Origin of the sequence: Micromonospora sp. NPDC047548 (assembly GCF_040642975.1) — a bacterium.
GTDB lineage: Bacteria > Actinomycetota > Actinomycetes > Mycobacteriales > Micromonosporaceae > Micromonospora.
Genome location: NZ_JBEYTI010000028.1, coordinates 58,845 through 74,654 on the forward strand (window position 1 = coordinate 58,845; position 15,810 = coordinate 74,654).

The window sequence follows — 15,810 nt, forward strand, 5'->3', positions numbered from 1 at the left end:
TATTTAAATTGTCGGATAGTAGATACAGCGTTACTCTCCGTGAGGTGCTGCGGCTGCCCGCCACCCGCCCGGTTCCCCGGGGATCAGCCCCGCGCCGGCACCGCTGGCCCGGGTTCCCCGGCGCCGGAGCGCAGCCTGCCGGCAAGCAACGGCGCCACGGTCAGCACCAGGCAGGCCACCGACATCACCCACAGCGCCGGGACCAACCCGAACGCCGCCGCCGACCAACCGCCCAGCAGCGCGCCGACCGGCAGCCCGATGAAGGCCAGCGAGCCGGAGATGCCGATCACCCGGGTCTGCAACGCCTCCGGCACCCGCTCGTAGAGCGCCGCGCCGAGCAGCGGGTTCACCACCGCGATCGCCACCCCGGACAGGAACGTCACGGTGAGCACCACCACCAGTTCGTCGCTGAGCGCGAGCGCCAGCAGCCGGGGCGTACCACTGGCCGCCGCGCCCACCGCGAAGGTCAGCTGCCGCGGCAGCCGCGGCCCGGCGACGGTGAAGAGCACGTTGCCCAGCAGGGCGCCGCCGGAGAAGACGCCCAGCACCAGGCCGAAGCCGGCCGGGTCGCCGAACACCTCGGCCACCCAGAGCGGGATGTAGACCGCCACGCTGGCGTTGGCGAACATGTTCAGTGCGGAGACCACCACCAGCATGGTCAGCAGCACCCGGTCGGTGCGCAGGTAGCCGAAGCCGCCGCGCAGCGCGCGCAGGTAGCTCTCCCGGGGGGCCGGCTCCGCCGGCGCCGGCGGGCGTACGAGGACGCCGATCAGCAGCGCGCAGGCGCCGAAGGTCGCCGCGTCGATCCAGATCGCCCGGGTCACCCCGACCCAGTCGATCAGCAGGCCGCCGAGCACCGCCCCGAACAGCGTCACCCCGCGCACCATCCCGTCGTAGGCGGAGGTGAGCCGGATCAGCGGCACCCCGGCGCGCTGCGCGGCCGGGCGGAACATGACGTGCTTGACCCGGTCGCCGATGCCGCGCAGCCCGCCGGCGACCGCGACCAGCGCGACCAGCGCCCCGAACCCCAGCCAGGGCGCGAGCGCCACCACCGCCATCGCCACCGCGCTCGCCGCGTCCGCCACGATCGAGGTACGGCGGACCCCGAACCGGTCGGCCCAGGGCGTGGCCAGCGCGCTGGAGAGCATGTACGGCAGCGTCTCCGCCGCCGCCACCAGCCCCATCTTCGTCGGGCTGCCGGTGGTCTCCAGCACCAGCCAGGGGATCGCCACCACCGAGATCCGGCTGCCCAGATTCGAGATCAGGTCGGCGGCGACCAGGACCGCCAGCTCCCGGCGCGGTTTCACGACCGGCTGCCGATCCCCGCCCCGCTGACCTCCTCCGCAGGTGGGTGCGCGGCGGCGTGGCGGGCCCGCAGGGCGATCTTGTCCACCTTGGCGGAGCGGTTGAGCGGGAGCAGGTCGAGGAACTCCACCCCGCCGGGCGCCCAGATCCCGCTCAGCTCGGCGGTCACCAGCGCGATCAGCTCGTCGCCGGTCACGGTGGCCTCCGGCGCGCGCACCACGTACGCGTACGGCAGTTCACCGGCGACCGGGTCGGGCACGCCGATCACCGCGGCGGCGCGTACCTCGGGATGGCCGGCGAGGGCATCCTCGATCGGCCGCGAGTAGATCGGCCAGCTGCGCTGCCGGGTGAGGATCCGGTCGGAGAGCCGGTCGACCAGGTAGAGGAAGCCGTCGGAGTCGAGGTGGCCGATGTCGCGGGTGCGGACCCAACCGTCGACCAGCGTCTCGGCGGTCAGCTCCGGCTGGCCGTGGTAGCCGGCGAAGCTGAGGTGGGTGCGTACCCACACCTCGCCGTCCGCACCCGCCGGCAGCGCCCGCCCGTCGGCGTCGCGGATCTCGATCGTGACGTCCCCGTACGGCTTCCCGCAGGAGCGCAGCCGTTCCGGGTGGGCCGGATCGTCAGTCAGGCTGGGCAGGGCGGTGATCACGACGGCCTCGCTGAGGCCGTACACGATGCGCAGGACCGGGCCGAGGCGCGCGATCGCCTGCCGCAGCCGGGCCGGCGCGGCGGGCCCGGCGCCCACGTTGAACATGAACATGGCGGAGAAGTCCGCGCCGTCCAGGGCCGGGTGGTCGAGCACCTCGTAGAGCATCGGCGGGGTGACGAAGGTGGAGTTGATCCGCTCCTGCTCCACGGTGCCGATGAACGCCACCGGGTCCCACTGCTGGCGCAGGAAGAGCACGCCGCCGGTGAAGAGGTTGAACAGCGTGGTGATCTGCCCGCTGGCCAGCCACATCGGCGAGTGCGACAGGTGCCGCAGCAGCGGGAACCCGGCCGCCCGGAAGTCGGCGGCCAGGGCGAGGACCTGCCGGTAGAAGCTCTCCCGGTGGTGTACCAGCTTCGGCGTGCCGGTGGTGCCGCTGGTCTGCAGGAGCGACTCCGGCGCGGGCGCGTCGTCGGGCAGGTCGACCAGGGCGCCGGGGGTGAGCTCCGCGCCGAGGCGCAGCACCGGCACCCCGGGCAGCGAGGCGGCGATCTCCGCGCCGAGGTCGTCGATGGCCCGGGCGTCGTGCACGAAGACGTCGGGGCGGGCCAGCCGGACGAACTCGTCGATCTCCCGGCGCGAGGTCACCGGGGCGATCCACATCGTCCGGCAGCCCAGCAGGTGCAGGGCGAGCTGGAGCAGCGGGCCCTCGACCGCGTTGCCGAGCATCACCAGCACCGCGGCGCCGGGCCGTACGCCGTGCCCGGCGAGCGCTCCGGCCAGCCCGCGCACCTCGTCGGCCACCTCGGCGTAGCTGAGCCGGCGGCCGTCGCCGACCAGCGCCTCGCGGTCGCCGAACCGGGCGAACAACTCCAGCGCCTGGTGCACGTAGCTGGTCGGTCGATCGGTCATCGCACAGCCCCCAGTCGATGCGTGGCGACCGGCGCGACGGCCCGGTGGGACGCGCCGCAGCGACCGGCCGACAAGGACATCCGGGCAGGTCAGAGCCCGGGACGCGACGGGGTGCGCAGCTGGCGACCGCACCGCCGCCGGTGTCGAGCCTAGGCCCGTCACGTCCTGGGGGGACAGAGCCGAACGGCGTCCGCCGGCACCCGCCGGACATTTGATCATGTCGATCGGGTTGATTGACGTCCGTCAGCGTCAGCGGTTAGGTTTCTGGACCATCGTCCGGGCAGGTGCCGATCGTGGACGCCGACCCCGGGCCGCCAACGATGGAGGTTCCATGTCGACCCCGAAGAGATGGCACGTCATAGCTTCCGCGGCCACCCTGCTGGTCGTGGCCACCCCGGCGGTGGTGGCCAGCGCCGGCCCGTCCGACACCGACACCGCCCCGGCCGGGCGGGCCGAGTGGGCGGGCAGCTGGGCCGCGGCGGTCACCCGCGGCAACACCGTCGGCCTGACCAACACCGGTCTCAACAACCAGAGCATCCGGATGATCGTGCACACCAGCGTCGGCGGCGACCGGCTGCGCGTACGACTGACCAACCTCTACGGCGAACAGGCCGTCCGGGTCGGCCACGCGACCGTCGCCCGGCCGAACACCGCGACCCCCGACGACCGTTCCGACATCGACGCGGGCACCCTGCACGAGCTGACCTTCGGCGGGGCGACCTCGGCCACCATCAACAAGGGCGCCGAGCTGCTCAGCGACCCGCTCGACCTCGCCGTCGAGGAGCAGGAGGACCTCGTCGTCACCCTGCACTTCCCGGTGCTCACCGGGCCGGTCACCTTCCACGGCCAGTCCAAGGTCACCAACTTCATCGGCGCCACCGACCTGACCACCGCGACCGACGGCGCCGGCTTCACCATCCGGCCCAACTGCTGCTGGATGTTCCTCTCCGGCCTCGACGTCCAGCGGCGGCAGACCCCCGGCTCGATCGTGATCCTCGGTGACTCGATCGGCGACGGCAACGGCAGCACGGTCAACGCCAACAAGCGTTGGCCCGACCTGCTCGCCGACCGGCTGGTCGACGCCCGGCCCGAGGTGCGCACCCCCGGCGTGCTCAACCTCAGCCTCGCCGGCAACCGGCTCAACCACGAGGGCCCGGAGCCAGGCGCCGGTGGCTTCCCCGGCTACCACGAGCTGGGCCCCAACGCCCTCGCCCGACTCAACGAGGACGTCTTCCCGCAGACCGGCGTGAAGACCGTCGTCACCCACCTGGGCATCAACGACATCTGGATGTCCAACGACTCCGCCGAGCAGATCATCGCCGCGCTGCGGCAGGTCAACCAGCAGGTCAAGGCGCGCGGCCTGCGCAGCCTGGCGGCCACCCTGACCCCGTACGAGGGGCACGGCAACCCGGGGGTGTGGACGCCGGAGAAGGACGCCACCCGGCAGGCGGTCAACAGCTGGCTGCGCGGCCCGGGCGCCCACGAGTTCGACGGGGTGCTCGACTTCGAGGCGGTGCTCCGCGACCCGGGGCAGCCGAGCCGGCTGCTGCCGGCGTACGACTCGGGTGACCACATCCACCCGAACGACGCCGGCAACCAGGCGATGGCGGACGCCGTACCACTACGACTGCTCGGACTCTGACACGGTGGGGCGGCGGGGTGACCCGCCGCCCCACCGTCCATCCTGGGGAGGAAGCGCCACCGTGGACGTCGACGAGATCCTCACCGGCCTCTACAGCGAGCAGGGCCGGCAGAACCCCTATCCGTGGTACGCGGCCCTGCACGGGCACGGACCGATCAGCACCGTCCCGACCCGCCCTGAGCACAGCACCGTCTCCGCCGTCGCCGGCGGGTACGACCTGGTCGACCGGGTGCTGCGCGATCCGGAGTGGTACAAGGGTGCCCCGCCCGGCTGGCAGGACCAGGAGATCCTGCGGACGTTCCTGTCCTCGATGATGTTCACCGACCCGCCCGAGCACACCCGGATGCGGGCGGTGTTCGCGAAGACCTTCACCCCGCGCCGGCTCGGCGCGCTGGAACCGGTGATCGTCCGGGTGGTCGACACCATGCTCGACCGGATGGCCGAGGCCGGCGCCGGCGGGAGCGAGGTCGACTTCGTCGCCGACTTCGCGTACCCGGTGCCGGCGCTGGTGATGGCCGAGTTCATCGGGCTGCCGGAGGCTGACCTGCCCTGGTACCGGCAGCGGGTCGACTGGATCGACGAGTACATGGATGTGGCCGGCAAGACTCCGGAGCGCCTCGCCCGGGCCAACCAGGCCGCCGAGGAGCTGCGCGGCTACTACCGGGAGCTGATCGCGCACCGGCGCCGGCAGCCGGGTCAGGACCTGATCAGCGGGCTGGTCGAGGCACTGGACTCCGGGGACGTGGAGCTGACCGAGGACGAGCTGATCAGCAACCTGATCGTGCTGTTCAACGCCAGCTTCGTGACCACCGTCTACATGTTCAGCAACGGCCTGCCGGTGTTGCTGGCGCACCCGGACGTCGCCGCGGCGCTGCCCGGTGACGACGCGCTCGCCCGCGGCTGCGTGGACGAGGTGCTGCGGTTGGAGAGCCCCGTGCACTTCCTGGCCCGGGCCGCGCCCCGGGACACGGTGCTCGGCGGCGTGCCGGTCCGGCAGGGCGAGAACGTCCTGCTGATCATCGCGGCGGCCAACCGCGACCCGGCCCGCTTCCCCGACCCGGACCGGTTCGACCCCCGGCGGGACGGGCCGCCGTCGCTCGCCTTCGGCGTCGGACTGCACTTCTGCCTCGGCTCGGCGGTGTCCCGGCTGGAGGGCCGGCTCGCCCTGCCCCGGCTCCTCGCCCGCTTCCCGCGGCTGACGGTCACCCGGACACCGACCTACAGCGGGAGCCTCTTCCTGCGCGGCATCGACAAGCTCTTCGTCTCGACCGGCGGATAGGAGACGGCATGCCCCTCGACCCCCAGGTGGTGGCGTACCGGGCCGCGCGGGCGGCGGCCGGCACCCCGCCGCTCTACACCCAGACCCTCGCCGAGGCCCGCGCCGCCGACCTCGCCGCGATCCGCGCCGGCGGCGGCGACGTCGAGCCGGTCCACGCGGTACGCGACAGCCACATCCCCGGTCCCGCCGGCGACCTTCCGGTACGGATCCACCGGCCGGCCGGCGACGGCCCGCTGCCCACCCTGCTGTACTTCTTCGGCGGTGGCTGGACGCTGGGCAGCGTGGACACCGCCGACGGCATCTGCCGGCGGCTCGCCAACGCCACCGGAGGCCAGGTGATCACGGTCGGCTACCGGCTCGCCCCGGAACACCCCTTCCCGGCCGCCGTGTACGACTGCCACGCCGCCGCCACGTGGATCGCCGCGCACGGCGAGGAGTTCGGGGTGGACCCGGAGCGTCTCGCCGTCGGCGGCGACAGCGCCGGCGGCAACCTGGCCGCGGCGGTGACCCTGCTGGCCCGCTCGGCAGGCCCCCGGCTCGCCGGGCAGCTGCTGGTCTACCCGAACACCGACCACCGGGCCGACCGCGCCCCGGCCGGCGACGAGGACCCGCTGCTGTTCAACCGGCACTCCGTCGACTGGTACCGGGGGCACTACCTGGCCGACCCGGCAGACAGGGTGGACCCGCTCGCCTCGCCGCTGCTTGCCGAGGACCTGTCCGGCCTCCCGCCGGCCCTGGTCATCACCGCCGAATACGACCCGCTGCGCGAGGAGGGGGAGCGGTACGCCGAGCGGCTGCGCGAGGCGGGCGTGCCGGTGGCGTCGACCCGCTACGCCGGCATGATCCACGGCTTCTTCGCGATGCCCGGGGTGTTCGACGCCGGCCGGCGGGCACAGGGCGAGGCCGCGGCCTTCCTGCGCGAACGCTTCGTGGCGGGGGCGCGGTCGCCCGGCACCCCGGCGGTCGGTGGCGTCAACCCGGCGGCGGGCCACGCTGGGTCGCCGGCAGCCGATGCCGTGCCGGCGTCGGGCAGGGCCGCCGATGGCTGACCCGGCGCTGCCCGACGTGCCGCTGACCGATCCGCTCGCGGGGGCCGGTCAGCAGCCGCCCCCGCCGACCCCGCCGGCCGGCCTGGCCGACTTCGCCGACCTGGCCCGGGCGGTCCTGCCGCCCGAGGTGTGGGACTTCGTCGCCGGGGGCAGCGGCGCCGAGACCACCCTCGCCGCCAACCGGGCCGCCCTGGACCGGGTGGCGGTGCTGCCCCGGGTGCTCACCGGTGTGGACAGCGCGCGCACCGGGGCCGCCCTGCTGGGCCGGGACCAGGCGATGCCGGTGGCGGTGGCGCCGATGGCGTACCAGCGGCTGCTGCACCCCGACGGCGAGCCGGCGCTGGCCGCGGCGGCTGCGGCGGCCGGCGTGCCGTACGTGCTCAGCACGTTGAGCAGCACGGCGGTGGAGGAGGTCACCGCGGGCTCGGGCGGGCCGGTCTGGTTCCAGCTCTACTGGCTGCGCGACCGGGGGCTGATCGCCGATCTGCTGGACCGGGCGCACACCGCGGGCTGCACCGCGCTGATGGTGACCGTCGACGTGCCGGTGCTCGGCCGGCGGCTGCGCGACGTCCGCAACGCCTTCGCGCTGCCCCCGCACGTCGTCGCCGCCAACCTGCCCGGCGGCCGGGACGACCTGGCGCACACCGGCACGCCCGGGGTGTCGGCGATCGCCGCGCACACCGGCGCGGTCTTCGCGCCCGCGCTGAGCTGGGCGGACCTCGACTGGCTGCGGCAGCGTACCCCGCTGCCCCTGCTGGTCAAGGGGATCCTCGACCCGCGTGACGCGGTGCGCGCGGCGCAGGCGGGCGCGGACGCCGTGGTGGTCTCCAACCACGGCGGCCGGCAGCTCGACAGCGCGCCCGCCAGCGCCACCGTGCTCCCCGAGGTGGTCGCGGCGGTCGACGGCCGGGCCGAGGTGCTGCTCGACAGCGGCGTGCGCAGCGGCACCGACGTGCTGCGGGCGCTCGCCCTCGGCGCCACCGGCGTGCTGGTGGGCCGGCCGATGCTCTGGGCCCTGGCGGCGGGTGGCCGGGCCGGCGCGGAGGCGGCGCTGGCGCTGCTCGCCGCCGAGCTGCGCGACGCGCTCACCCTCAGCGGCTGCGCCGACCCCGGGCAGGCCCGGCAGCTGCGCACCACGACGGGAGGCTGAACGTGGACGAACCGGTGGACGTGGACGAACCGGTGGACGTGGACCTGGCCGAGCTGCACCCGGCGGTCGACGACCCGGCCCTGAACTCGATGAACTTCCTCAACGAGGTCGCCCAGCACTGGCCCGAGGCGGTCTCGCTCGCTGCCGGGCGGCCCTACGAGGAGTTCTTCGACGACGACGCGCCGCCCCGGTGGCTGGCGCGGTTCCGCCGGCACCTCGCCGAGGACCTGGGCCAGGACCCCGAGCAGGTCCGGCGCACGCTGTTCCAGTACGGCCGCACCAAGGGCGTCGTCCACCACCTCGTCGCCCGCAACCTCGCCGTCGACGAGGGCGTCCACGTCGACCCAGAGTCCGTCGTGGTGACCGCCGGCTGCCAGGAGGCGATGTTCCTGGTGCTGCGCGCGCTGCGTGCCGGGCCGCGCGACCTGCTGCTCGCGGTGGCCCCGACGTACGTCGGGTTGACCGGCGCGGCCCGCCTGCTGGACCTGCCGGTCCGCCCGGTGGCCGGCGGGCCGGCCGGCGTCGACCTGGCCGACCTGCTCGACCAGGTGCGCCGGGCCCGCGCCGAGGGACTGCGGCCCCGGGCCTGCTACGTGATGCCGGACTTCGCCAACCCCTCCGGGGCCAGGATCACCCTCGACGACCGGCGGCGGCTGCTCGACCTGGCCGCCGAGGAGGAGCTGCTGGTGATCGAGGACAACCCGTACGGCCTCTTCCCGGCCGGCGACCAGGGCCGGCTGCCGACCCTCAAGGCGCTGGACACCCGGCGCCGGGTGGTCTACCTCGGCTCGTTCGCCAAGACGGTGCTGCCCGGCGCGCGGGTCGGCTACGTCGTCGCCGACCAGCGGGTCGCCGGCCCGGACGGCGCTGTCGGGCTTTTCGCCGACCAGCTTGCCAAGATCAAGAGCATGGTCACCGTGAACACCTCGCCGCTGGCCCAGGCGATCATCGGCGGCGCGCTGCTGGAACACGACTGCTCGCTGGTCACCGCCACCGTCCGCCAGCGCGCCGCGTACGGCCGCAACCTGCGCCACCTGCTCGCCGGCCTGGCCCGGCGGTTCCCGGCCCCCTCGCCGGTGAGCTGGAACGCGCCGGCCGGCGGGTTCTTCCTGGTGCTCACCGTGCCGTTCCCGGTCGACGACGCGCTGCTGCGCCGCTCGGCCCGGCGGTACGGCGTGCTGTGGACCCCGATGGCGCATTTCTACGACGACGGCGCACCCGTCAACGCGCTGCGCCTGTCGGTCAGCGCGATCACCCCGGACCAGATCGACCTCGGCCTGGACCGGCTCGCCGCGCTGGTCGCCGACGAGCTCGACCGCGCGCCGCTGCCCACCGGGTGACGCCGTACCGTCGGCGATCCGCCACCCCCCGTGCTGCGTTGCTCCTGATCGGACGGCCATAATGGACGCCATGGTCGCCTGGGAGTACGCCCTGCTGGTCCGCCGCTACCAGGGACAGGGCCGCAATTTCCACGTCTCGTTCGTCTGGTACGCCCCGGACGGGTCGCGCACCGACATCACGGCGTACGGCGACACCGCGATCGCCCACCTCAACCGGGCCGGTCGGCAGGGCTGGGAGCTGGTCTCCGCCGCGGAGGACGTGAACAACGTCCAGGGCAGCACCGAGGTGCACCGCTACCACCTCAAGCGCCCGCTTCCCTGACCTGCCACCGGCCGTTCATCCCCCGTTGTTGTTAGCGTGATCCCCGCCCCGGCCGTCCCCGCCGGGGCGGCGGGAGGGGGAGCGGTGGTGCAGCGGAACCGGCGCCGGTACGCCGTCGGCGTGGACTTCGGCACGCTGTCCGGCCGGGCGGTGGTGGTCGCCGTCGACGACGGCGCCGAGCTCGGCAGCGCGGTGCACGCGTACCGGCACGGGGTGCTCACCGACCGGCTGCCGGATGGCCCGTCGCTGCCCCCGGACTGGGCCCTGCAGGACCCGGCCGACCACCTGGACGTGCTGCGGGTCGCGGTGCCCGCCGCGCTGGCCGCCGCCGGGGTCGACCCGCGCGACGTGGTCGGCGTCGGCGTGGACGCCACCTCCTGCACCGTGCTGCCGACGCTCGCCGACGGCACCCCGCTCTGCGCGCTGCCCGCGCTGCGGGACCGGCCGCACGCCTGGCCCAAGCTGTGGAAACACCACGCCGCCCAGCCCCAGGCCGACCGGATCAACGCCGTCGCCGGGGACCGCGGCGAGCCCTGGCTGGCCCGCTACGGCGGCCGGGTCTCCGCGGAGTGGCAGCTGGCCAAGGCGCTGGAGTTGCTGGAGGCCGACCCGGAGGTCTTCGACACCGCGCAGCGCTGGATCGAGGCGGCGGACTGGATCGTCTGGCGGCTCTGCGGCCGGGAGACCCGCAACATCTCCGCCGCCGGCTTCAAGGGGCTGCGCCAGGACGGCCGCGACCCGTCACCGGAGTTCCTCGCCGCGCTGCACCCGGCCCTGCCCGGACTGCTGGCCAAGGTCGACGGGCCGCTCGCCCCGCTCGGCGGCCGGGCCGGCGGGCTCACCGCCGAGGCGGCCGGCTGGACCGGCCTGCCGGCCGGGACACCGGTGGCGGTGGGCGCGATCGACGCGCACGTCACCGCGGCGGCGGCCCGCTGCGTCGCGCTGGGGCGAATGCTCGCCGTGCTCGGCACCTCCACCTGCCTGATCATGAACGCGGACGCCTGCCACGAGGTGCCCGGCGTCTGCGGGGTGGTCGACGGCGGGGTCAGCGCCGGCAGCTGGGCGTACGAGGCCGGGCAGAGCGGCGTCGGCGACATCTTCGCCTGGTACGTCGAGCAGGCACTGCCCGGCCGGTACGCCGACGACGCGCGGCGGCGCGGGATCACCCCGTACGAGCTGCTGGACTCGCTCGCCGCCGACCAGCCGGTCGGCGGGCACGGGCTGCTCGCGCTGGACTGGCACAGCGGCAACCGTTCGGTGTTGATGGACCACGAGCTGAGCGGCGTGCTGGTCGGGCTGACCCTGGCCACCCGGCCGGAGGAGATCTGGCGGGCGCTGCTGGAGGCGACCGCGTTCGGCGCGCGCATCGTGGTCGAGGCGTTCACCGCCGTCGGGGTGCCGGTGCGCGAGCTGACCGCCGCGGGCGGCCTCACCACCAACCGGCTGCTCCTGCGGATCTACGCCGACGTGCTCGGCCGGCCGCTGCACGTGCCGGACGCGGCGCACCCGGCGGCGCTCGGCGCGGCCATCCACGCGGCGGTGGCCGGCGCGGCGTACCCGGACGTGCCGACCGCGTCGGAGGCGATGGGCGCCCCGCACCGCGAGACGTTCCACCCGGACCCGGCGCGCGCCGCCGCCTACGACGAGCTGTACGCCGAGTACCGGGCCCTGCACGACCACTTCGGCCGGGGCGGCACCGACGTCCTGCACCGCCTCCGCGCCCGGCGCAACCGGGCCCTGCGCGGCTGACCCCGCTCGACCTCGCCCGCCCCGCTTCCCATCGAGGGGGAACCCACTGGCCTCAATCCCTTGACACGTTCCGGTCGGGCGAACAGGCCGCTGCTTGAACGGGCTGGACAGGCCTCCCTCAGCTCACGGACGCATGCTGTCGGGAGAGTCGAGAACGGTTTCCGCCAGCTTCTCCGGGAACATGCGTTCCACGCTCGCGACGTACTCGCTCCCGTCCAGAGGCCGGCTCACCTGGTCACCATCTATGCGCACTGGCAAGGAGACACCCGATTTAACCCCCGGCTCCGGTGTACTTTCGTACAGCGCCCAGGCAAACGACGAGGAGCGTAGGTCAGCGACCGACCCGGATGCGGTCGGCGGGGTACAGCTCGCGGGAGCCGTCGGCGCGGAAGACCACCAGCACGGGGACGCCTTCGCCGATGTCCAGTTCCTTGCGCTCGACAGGGGTGGGCATCCGGGCTGAGGCGGTGTCTCCCTTGAGTAGGGTCACCGTCTCGGTCGGCTGACGAAGGTGCCGCGCGGAGGTTGGACGGCCACGAGCCCTTCCGACCGGAGTAGCGGGCTTGGCAGGTGCGGCGGTCGGATGACCAGGCAAGGCCCGGCCGCGCTTCAACGCGACTTGCGGTAGAAGAGGGTGCGTGCGGGCTGCACTACCGCGCCGGTCGTCACCGGCGACCGTCGCGGCTGACGCCGTATTGCCGGCCGAGGCCGAGCGCGAATCCGCCACGAAAAAACCCAGGAAGGCAGCGTCCTCGCGTTCGGACCGATCGCTGGGCCGACAGCGCGCAGTTGGCGGCTCGTCACGATGGTCACCAACATGGCACTGCAGTAGACGACCAGGCGCACTTGCTTCAAGCATGAGTGTGCGTTTCTGCGTTCTGCCGAGGGCCTGGGCTGCAGGCCGGGGCAGCCGTGCGTACCGTGAGTTGGTCGGGTGGAGGGCAGCCACCTGGTGGTGGTGGATCGAGGTGACTGCCCTTCGGGTCACGTCGACTGGCCGTGTCAGACCGTGCACCTGCCATCGACCCAGGCAAGCCGAGCAGACCGCCGCCCGGCCCGCCGGCGCCCGGACGAGCCGTCAAGGTCCGCTTGACGTGGCGGGCCGGGCGGCGGCCCGCTCCCCATCAGGGCGGGTCGATGGAAGACGGGATGGCGCGGGGGACGCGATCGGTGTCTGTTTGTTAGCCGCTCACCACCGCTCGAAGGCGGTGAAGGTATGGCCGCCGCCCCACCCTGCGACGATGATCCGCCCCCCGTGCTCGTAGAAGACTGATATGGGGCCGGGCACGTCATCGCGGAAATGGCGTTCGTCGAGTTCCTCGCCGTTGTCGGCGTCGTGCTCGAACAGGTAGCTGATGCTGCTGCTCTGGGTAGACCACTCGCCCAGGACGGTGATCCGGTCGCCTCGCGCGGACAGCGCAGCGGCGGGGTCGTCCAGGGTCACCTTCCACACTTCTTCGCCGGTCGTCAGGTCGAAGGCGACCAACCGGTGCCGCTGTCCCTTCTGCCAGAACCCCGCCAACGCGTACATCCGCTCGCCGACGATCGCCGTCTGCGATGCATCGGCCGCGGCGATCTTGCCGTAATCGCCGTCGAACTCGATGCCAGGGCGCGGCCGTCCGTCCTTGCCGAAGGAGAAGTGCGTGCCCGTGTCGAGGTTCGTGGACCGTCCGACGGCGAGCACCAGCGGGTCGGTCGATTCGATGACTACCGTGGCGCTCAGGTTCAGGGGGCGGCGGTCGTCCATGGGAACATTCCAGTTCAGGGCGCCGGTTTCGCGGTCGAACGCGGCCATCATCAGCTCGGCGCCGTCGGTGCTGCCGACGCCCACGTCATCGGTGTCCCCACCGCCGCATTCCAGGACGGCGAAGACTTGCTCCTTGCCGACGGAGACCTTGTGCGTGCCGCACTCGTCGGGCATGTCCGCCGTCCAGCGGGGCTTGCCGGTGCGCAGGTCGAGGGCGCGCAGGGAGGTGTGGTCGTCTTTGGTCCGCGCCAGCCGCGCGTCGCGGTGGTCATGGGCGACCACGGCGATGTCGCCGCCCGCGTCCAGGAACTGGGAGCCCTGGCCGAACCGACCGGTCGCGACCTTCCGCTGGGCGGCCCACAGCTCCCGCCCATCCTTCACGTCGAGAGCGAGGACGGTCGCACAGCCCTTTCCCTGCGGGGCGGGTTCGCTCGTCTCGCCGCCCTCCTCCCCATACGCGACGAGCAGGACCGACGCGTCTGCGTGCCGCGCGCTCCCGCAGATCTGGGCGCGGCCGGGCGGCACGTACTCCCAGAGCTCCTTGCCGTTCTGCCCGTCGACAAGGCCAAACCCGGTCACCGCGTCGAACCGACTGCGGACGGCGACGTCACCGACGACCCACGTACCGTTGGCATGGCCGTCGGTGGGTCGGTCCTTCGCGGCCGACCAGGCCCGCACCATGGCGTCGCCCGGCAGATAGCCGTTGTCCGACAGGATCCAGGCCGTGATAGACCCGATCACCGCCAGAGCGACGACGGTCGTCGTCAGCGCTTTCGCGAGCGTTCTCCCCGACATCATCGGCCCCCTCGTGCTGTACATGTCCCCAACCCCCTTGCGGCGCCGCCTCCTGGCGACGGCGGCTACCGCGGCAAACCGGAGGTCATCATCCCGTACAACAGCAAGCCCGCCGACGGCAGCGAGCTGCCCGGCTGGAAGGAAGACCTGAACAAGCAGCACCGCACCGTCCGCGCCCGGGTCGAAACGTGAGGTTCCCCCGATAGCGTGGAGGCCGGACCTAAGGGGATAGATGGTCATGGCTGAGACGAGGAGGCTGTTCGACCGGGAGTTCCGCGAGGGCGCCGTGCGGATCGTGCGGGAGACGGGTAAGCCGATCGCGCAGGTGGCCCGGGATCTGGGGATCATGACGGCACCCTGGCGAACTGGGTGGCGCAGGACCGGCGGGCTCGGGCCAGGCTGCCGCCGGGGTTCTTGGTGAGGATGAACGCGCTGAGCTGGTCAGGCTGCGTAAGGAGAACGCGGAGTTGGCGATGGAGCGCGACGTGCTCAAGCGATCTGTGGTCCTGTGGGTCAAGGAGGCGACGAAGTGAGTGTGGCCCGCCTCGTCACCGCCCAGAGGACCGAGCACGCCGTGCCGCACGCGGTGACCTGCAGGGCGTTGGGGCTGTCCGAGTCGTGGTTCTACAAGTGGCGTGACTGGCAGCCCACCGCGCGGCAGACCCGCCGGGACGCCCTTGATGAGGTGATCCGAGCCTGCTTCGACGCCTCCGGCGGCACGTACGGCTCCCCCCGGGTGGCCCAGGATCTGCACGCCGACGGGTGGCAGGTGTCGGTCAACACCGTCGCGGCCCGGATGGCCGCCCTTGGCCTGGCCGGACGCACCCCGCGACGCCGACGCAGCCTCACCAAGCAGGGCAAACGGCCCGTGGCGCCGGACCGGGTCGCCGTCACCGGGCGGAGGCGGTCGCGAGGCGACGAAAATGGTACGGCCTTCGCGGCGTACACGTCGCCAGCGCAGTCGGCGGTGAGGCGATCGCGCAGGCCGTGGCATGTGCGATCCGCTCTGGGCATGTGCACCTCGGCGGACCCGTCCTAGCAGCTGCGCCAAGCGGGGTAGAGCAGCCAGGAGGCAGCAAAGCAACAGCAGCAAGGGGCGGCAAACAGCACGAGTCAGCAGTGAGGCCGTGCTGGGCAGCGCAGAACGCCACGCGTTGACATCCAGCAGTGGCCCGCACCCGCGTTCACACCGAAGAGGTCAGCAAACAGTTCCGATGGGCTAGTCCGGTCTGCCATCGGTCAGATGCACATGGCCGAGGGCGGGCGAGTAGCCGGCAAGATGTTCAGGCGTTCCATGGTGCGGCTTGCTCGGTTGGAAGCGGCCGGCCATCACGGCCTGGTCGTAGCAGCTGATGCCTACGGGGTATTCGCTCAAAATGCCGGATAGTCGATGCTGTGCCGCCGAGGCAAGTCCGTCGGCTGGGACAGGAACACACGGAAGCGAATCGAGCGTTGAGGCCGTGAAAGATCCAAACGGTCGAGGTAGCCGCGTTGCACCGGTCGGGGCTGGCGGGTGTCGACACAGGCAAAGTATGCCGGCAGAGCGAGCCCCGCGGGCCGCCCGTGCCAGCGACCGGGATGCGAGTGGGTAGCTGTCGACAGCAACCGACCCGGACGTGGACACCTTCCGGTGGACTAGCGCGGACAGTCGCCCGAGGTCGCAGACGCGGACGAACGCCGTCGGACAAAGCGCCCAGAACTTAGAGCGACCGGCAATAGGTGTTACTTGAGCCTGCGGGTGGTGGGTCGGGTGTCCCAGCGGTAGAGCGTGCGGGCACGGCGGATGAGTTGACGGATTGTGACGATGGCTGCTGCCAGGTACAGGTAGAAGTCGATGATGTTGGCGTTGCGGTCGGTGCAGCGGCGGATCTTGC

Annotated in this window: 12 protein-coding genes and 3 pseudogenes; 10 read left to right on the forward strand and 5 right to left on the reverse strand. The window is 72.9% G+C overall.

The genetic code is table 11. The features are described 5' to 3' along the window. Positions 1-83: 83 nt before the first annotated feature. Both ABZ807_RS24090 and ABZ807_RS24095 read right to left on the reverse strand, forming a co-directional pair. Positions 84-1,307, reverse strand: a complete 1,224-nt coding sequence (locus ABZ807_RS24090) for an MFS transporter (protein WP_357162086.1) — start codon at positions 1,305-1,307, stop codon at positions 84-86. Beyond that, on the reverse strand, positions 1,304-2,863 hold the full coding sequence (locus ABZ807_RS24095) for an AMP-binding protein (RefSeq protein WP_357162089.1): 1,560 nt from the start codon (positions 2,861-2,863) through the stop codon (positions 1,304-1,306). The genes ABZ807_RS24090 and ABZ807_RS24095 overlap by 4 nt, the downstream gene beginning before the upstream one ends. Before the next feature lie 358 nt (positions 2,864-3,221). On the opposite strand from ABZ807_RS24095, the gene ABZ807_RS24100 reads away from it, so the two are divergent. From ABZ807_RS24100 to araB, 7 genes and pseudogenes are all read left to right on the forward strand, one after another. Continuing rightward, positions 3,222-4,505, forward strand: a complete 1,284-nt coding sequence (locus ABZ807_RS24100) for an SGNH/GDSL hydrolase family protein (protein ID WP_357162123.1) — start codon at positions 3,222-3,224, stop codon at positions 4,503-4,505. 61 nt (positions 4,506-4,566) lie between these two features. Beyond that, a complete protein-coding gene (locus ABZ807_RS24105) occupies positions 4,567-5,784 on the forward strand; it encodes a cytochrome P450 (RefSeq protein WP_357162092.1) in 1,218 nt (405 codons plus the stop codon). Between the two features lie 8 nt (positions 5,785-5,792). Further along, positions 5,793-6,713: pseudogene (locus tag ABZ807_RS24110) on the forward strand (alpha/beta hydrolase); the annotation flags it as partial. A gap of 112 nt (positions 6,714-6,825) precedes the next feature. Beyond that, positions 6,826-7,983: an alpha-hydroxy acid oxidase gene (locus tag ABZ807_RS24115; protein ID WP_357162095.1), complete on the forward strand. Its 1,158-nt coding sequence runs from the start codon at positions 6,826-6,828 to the stop codon at positions 7,981-7,983. Then, on the forward strand, positions 7,980-9,323 hold the full coding sequence (locus ABZ807_RS24120) for a PLP-dependent aminotransferase family protein (protein WP_357162126.1): 1,344 nt from the start codon (positions 7,980-7,982) through the stop codon (positions 9,321-9,323). The genes ABZ807_RS24115 and ABZ807_RS24120 overlap by 4 nt, the downstream gene beginning before the upstream one ends. Positions 9,324-9,384: 61 nt before the next feature. Beyond that, positions 9,385-9,645: a hypothetical protein gene (locus ABZ807_RS24125; RefSeq protein WP_357162098.1), complete on the forward strand. Its 261-nt coding sequence runs from the start codon at positions 9,385-9,387 to the stop codon at positions 9,643-9,645. Positions 9,646-9,729: 84 nt separating this feature from the next. Then, positions 9,730-11,394 carry a ribulokinase gene (araB, locus tag ABZ807_RS24130; RefSeq protein WP_357162101.1) on the forward strand — a complete coding sequence of 555 codons (1,665 nt, stop codon included), beginning with the start codon at positions 9,730-9,732 and terminating at the stop codon, positions 11,392-11,394. A gap of 331 nt (positions 11,395-11,725) precedes the next feature. Here araB and ABZ807_RS24135 read toward each other — a convergent pair whose 3' ends face one another. Together ABZ807_RS24135 and ABZ807_RS24140 are read right to left on the reverse strand one after the other, a co-directional pair. Then, the gene (locus ABZ807_RS24135) at positions 11,726-11,848 is read right to left on the reverse strand and encodes a hypothetical protein (RefSeq protein ID WP_357162103.1); all 123 of its coding nucleotides are present in this window, start codon (positions 11,846-11,848) and stop codon (positions 11,726-11,728) included. A gap of 735 nt (positions 11,849-12,583) precedes the next feature. Continuing rightward, entirely contained in the window at positions 12,584-13,960 is a 1,377-nt protein-coding gene (locus ABZ807_RS24140; protein WP_357162105.1) for a PQQ-binding-like beta-propeller repeat protein, read from the reverse strand. Between the two features lie 33 nt (positions 13,961-13,993). Here ABZ807_RS24140 and ABZ807_RS24145 point away from each other — a divergent pair. From ABZ807_RS24145 to ABZ807_RS24155, 3 genes and pseudogenes are all read left to right on the forward strand, one after another. Further along, a pseudogene (locus ABZ807_RS24145) lies at positions 13,994-14,122 on the forward strand (IS5/IS1182 family transposase); the annotation flags it as partial. A gap of 52 nt (positions 14,123-14,174) precedes the next feature. After that, positions 14,175-14,357, forward strand: a complete 183-nt coding sequence (locus ABZ807_RS24150) for a transposase (RefSeq protein ID WP_357162108.1) — start codon at positions 14,175-14,177, stop codon at positions 14,355-14,357. Between the two features lie 108 nt (positions 14,358-14,465). Then, the gene (locus tag ABZ807_RS24155; protein ID WP_357162111.1) at positions 14,466-14,975 is read left to right on the forward strand and encodes an IS3 family transposase; all 510 of its coding nucleotides are present in this window, start codon (positions 14,466-14,468) and stop codon (positions 14,973-14,975) included. A gap of 683 nt (positions 14,976-15,658) precedes the next feature. Here ABZ807_RS24155 and ABZ807_RS24160 read toward each other — a convergent pair. Further along, positions 15,659-15,810 (reverse strand): annotated as a pseudogene (locus ABZ807_RS24160) (IS5/IS1182 family transposase); the annotation flags it as partial.

Coding starts and splice junctions, on each gene's coding strand:
- ABZ807_RS24125 (WP_357162098.1), top strand. CDS start 9,385: ATGGACGCCATGGTCGCCTGGGAGTACGCCCTGCTGGTCCGCCGCTAC.
- ABZ807_RS24115 (WP_357162095.1), top strand. CDS start 6,826: ATGGCTGACCCGGCGCTGCCCGACGTGCCGCTGACCGATCCGCTCGCG.
- ABZ807_RS24150 (WP_357162108.1), top strand. CDS start 14,175: ATGGCTGAGACGAGGAGGCTGTTCGACCGGGAGTTCCGCGAGGGCGCC.
- ABZ807_RS24140 (WP_357162105.1), bottom strand. CDS start 13,960: ATGTACAGCACGAGGGGGCCGATGATGTCGGGGAGAACGCTCGCGAAA.
- ABZ807_RS24135 (WP_357162103.1), bottom strand. CDS start 11,848: ATGCCCACCCCTGTCGAGCGCAAGGAACTGGACATCGGCGAAGGCGTC.
- ABZ807_RS24095 (WP_357162089.1), bottom strand. CDS start 2,863: ATGACCGATCGACCGACCAGCTACGTGCACCAGGCGCTGGAGTTGTTC.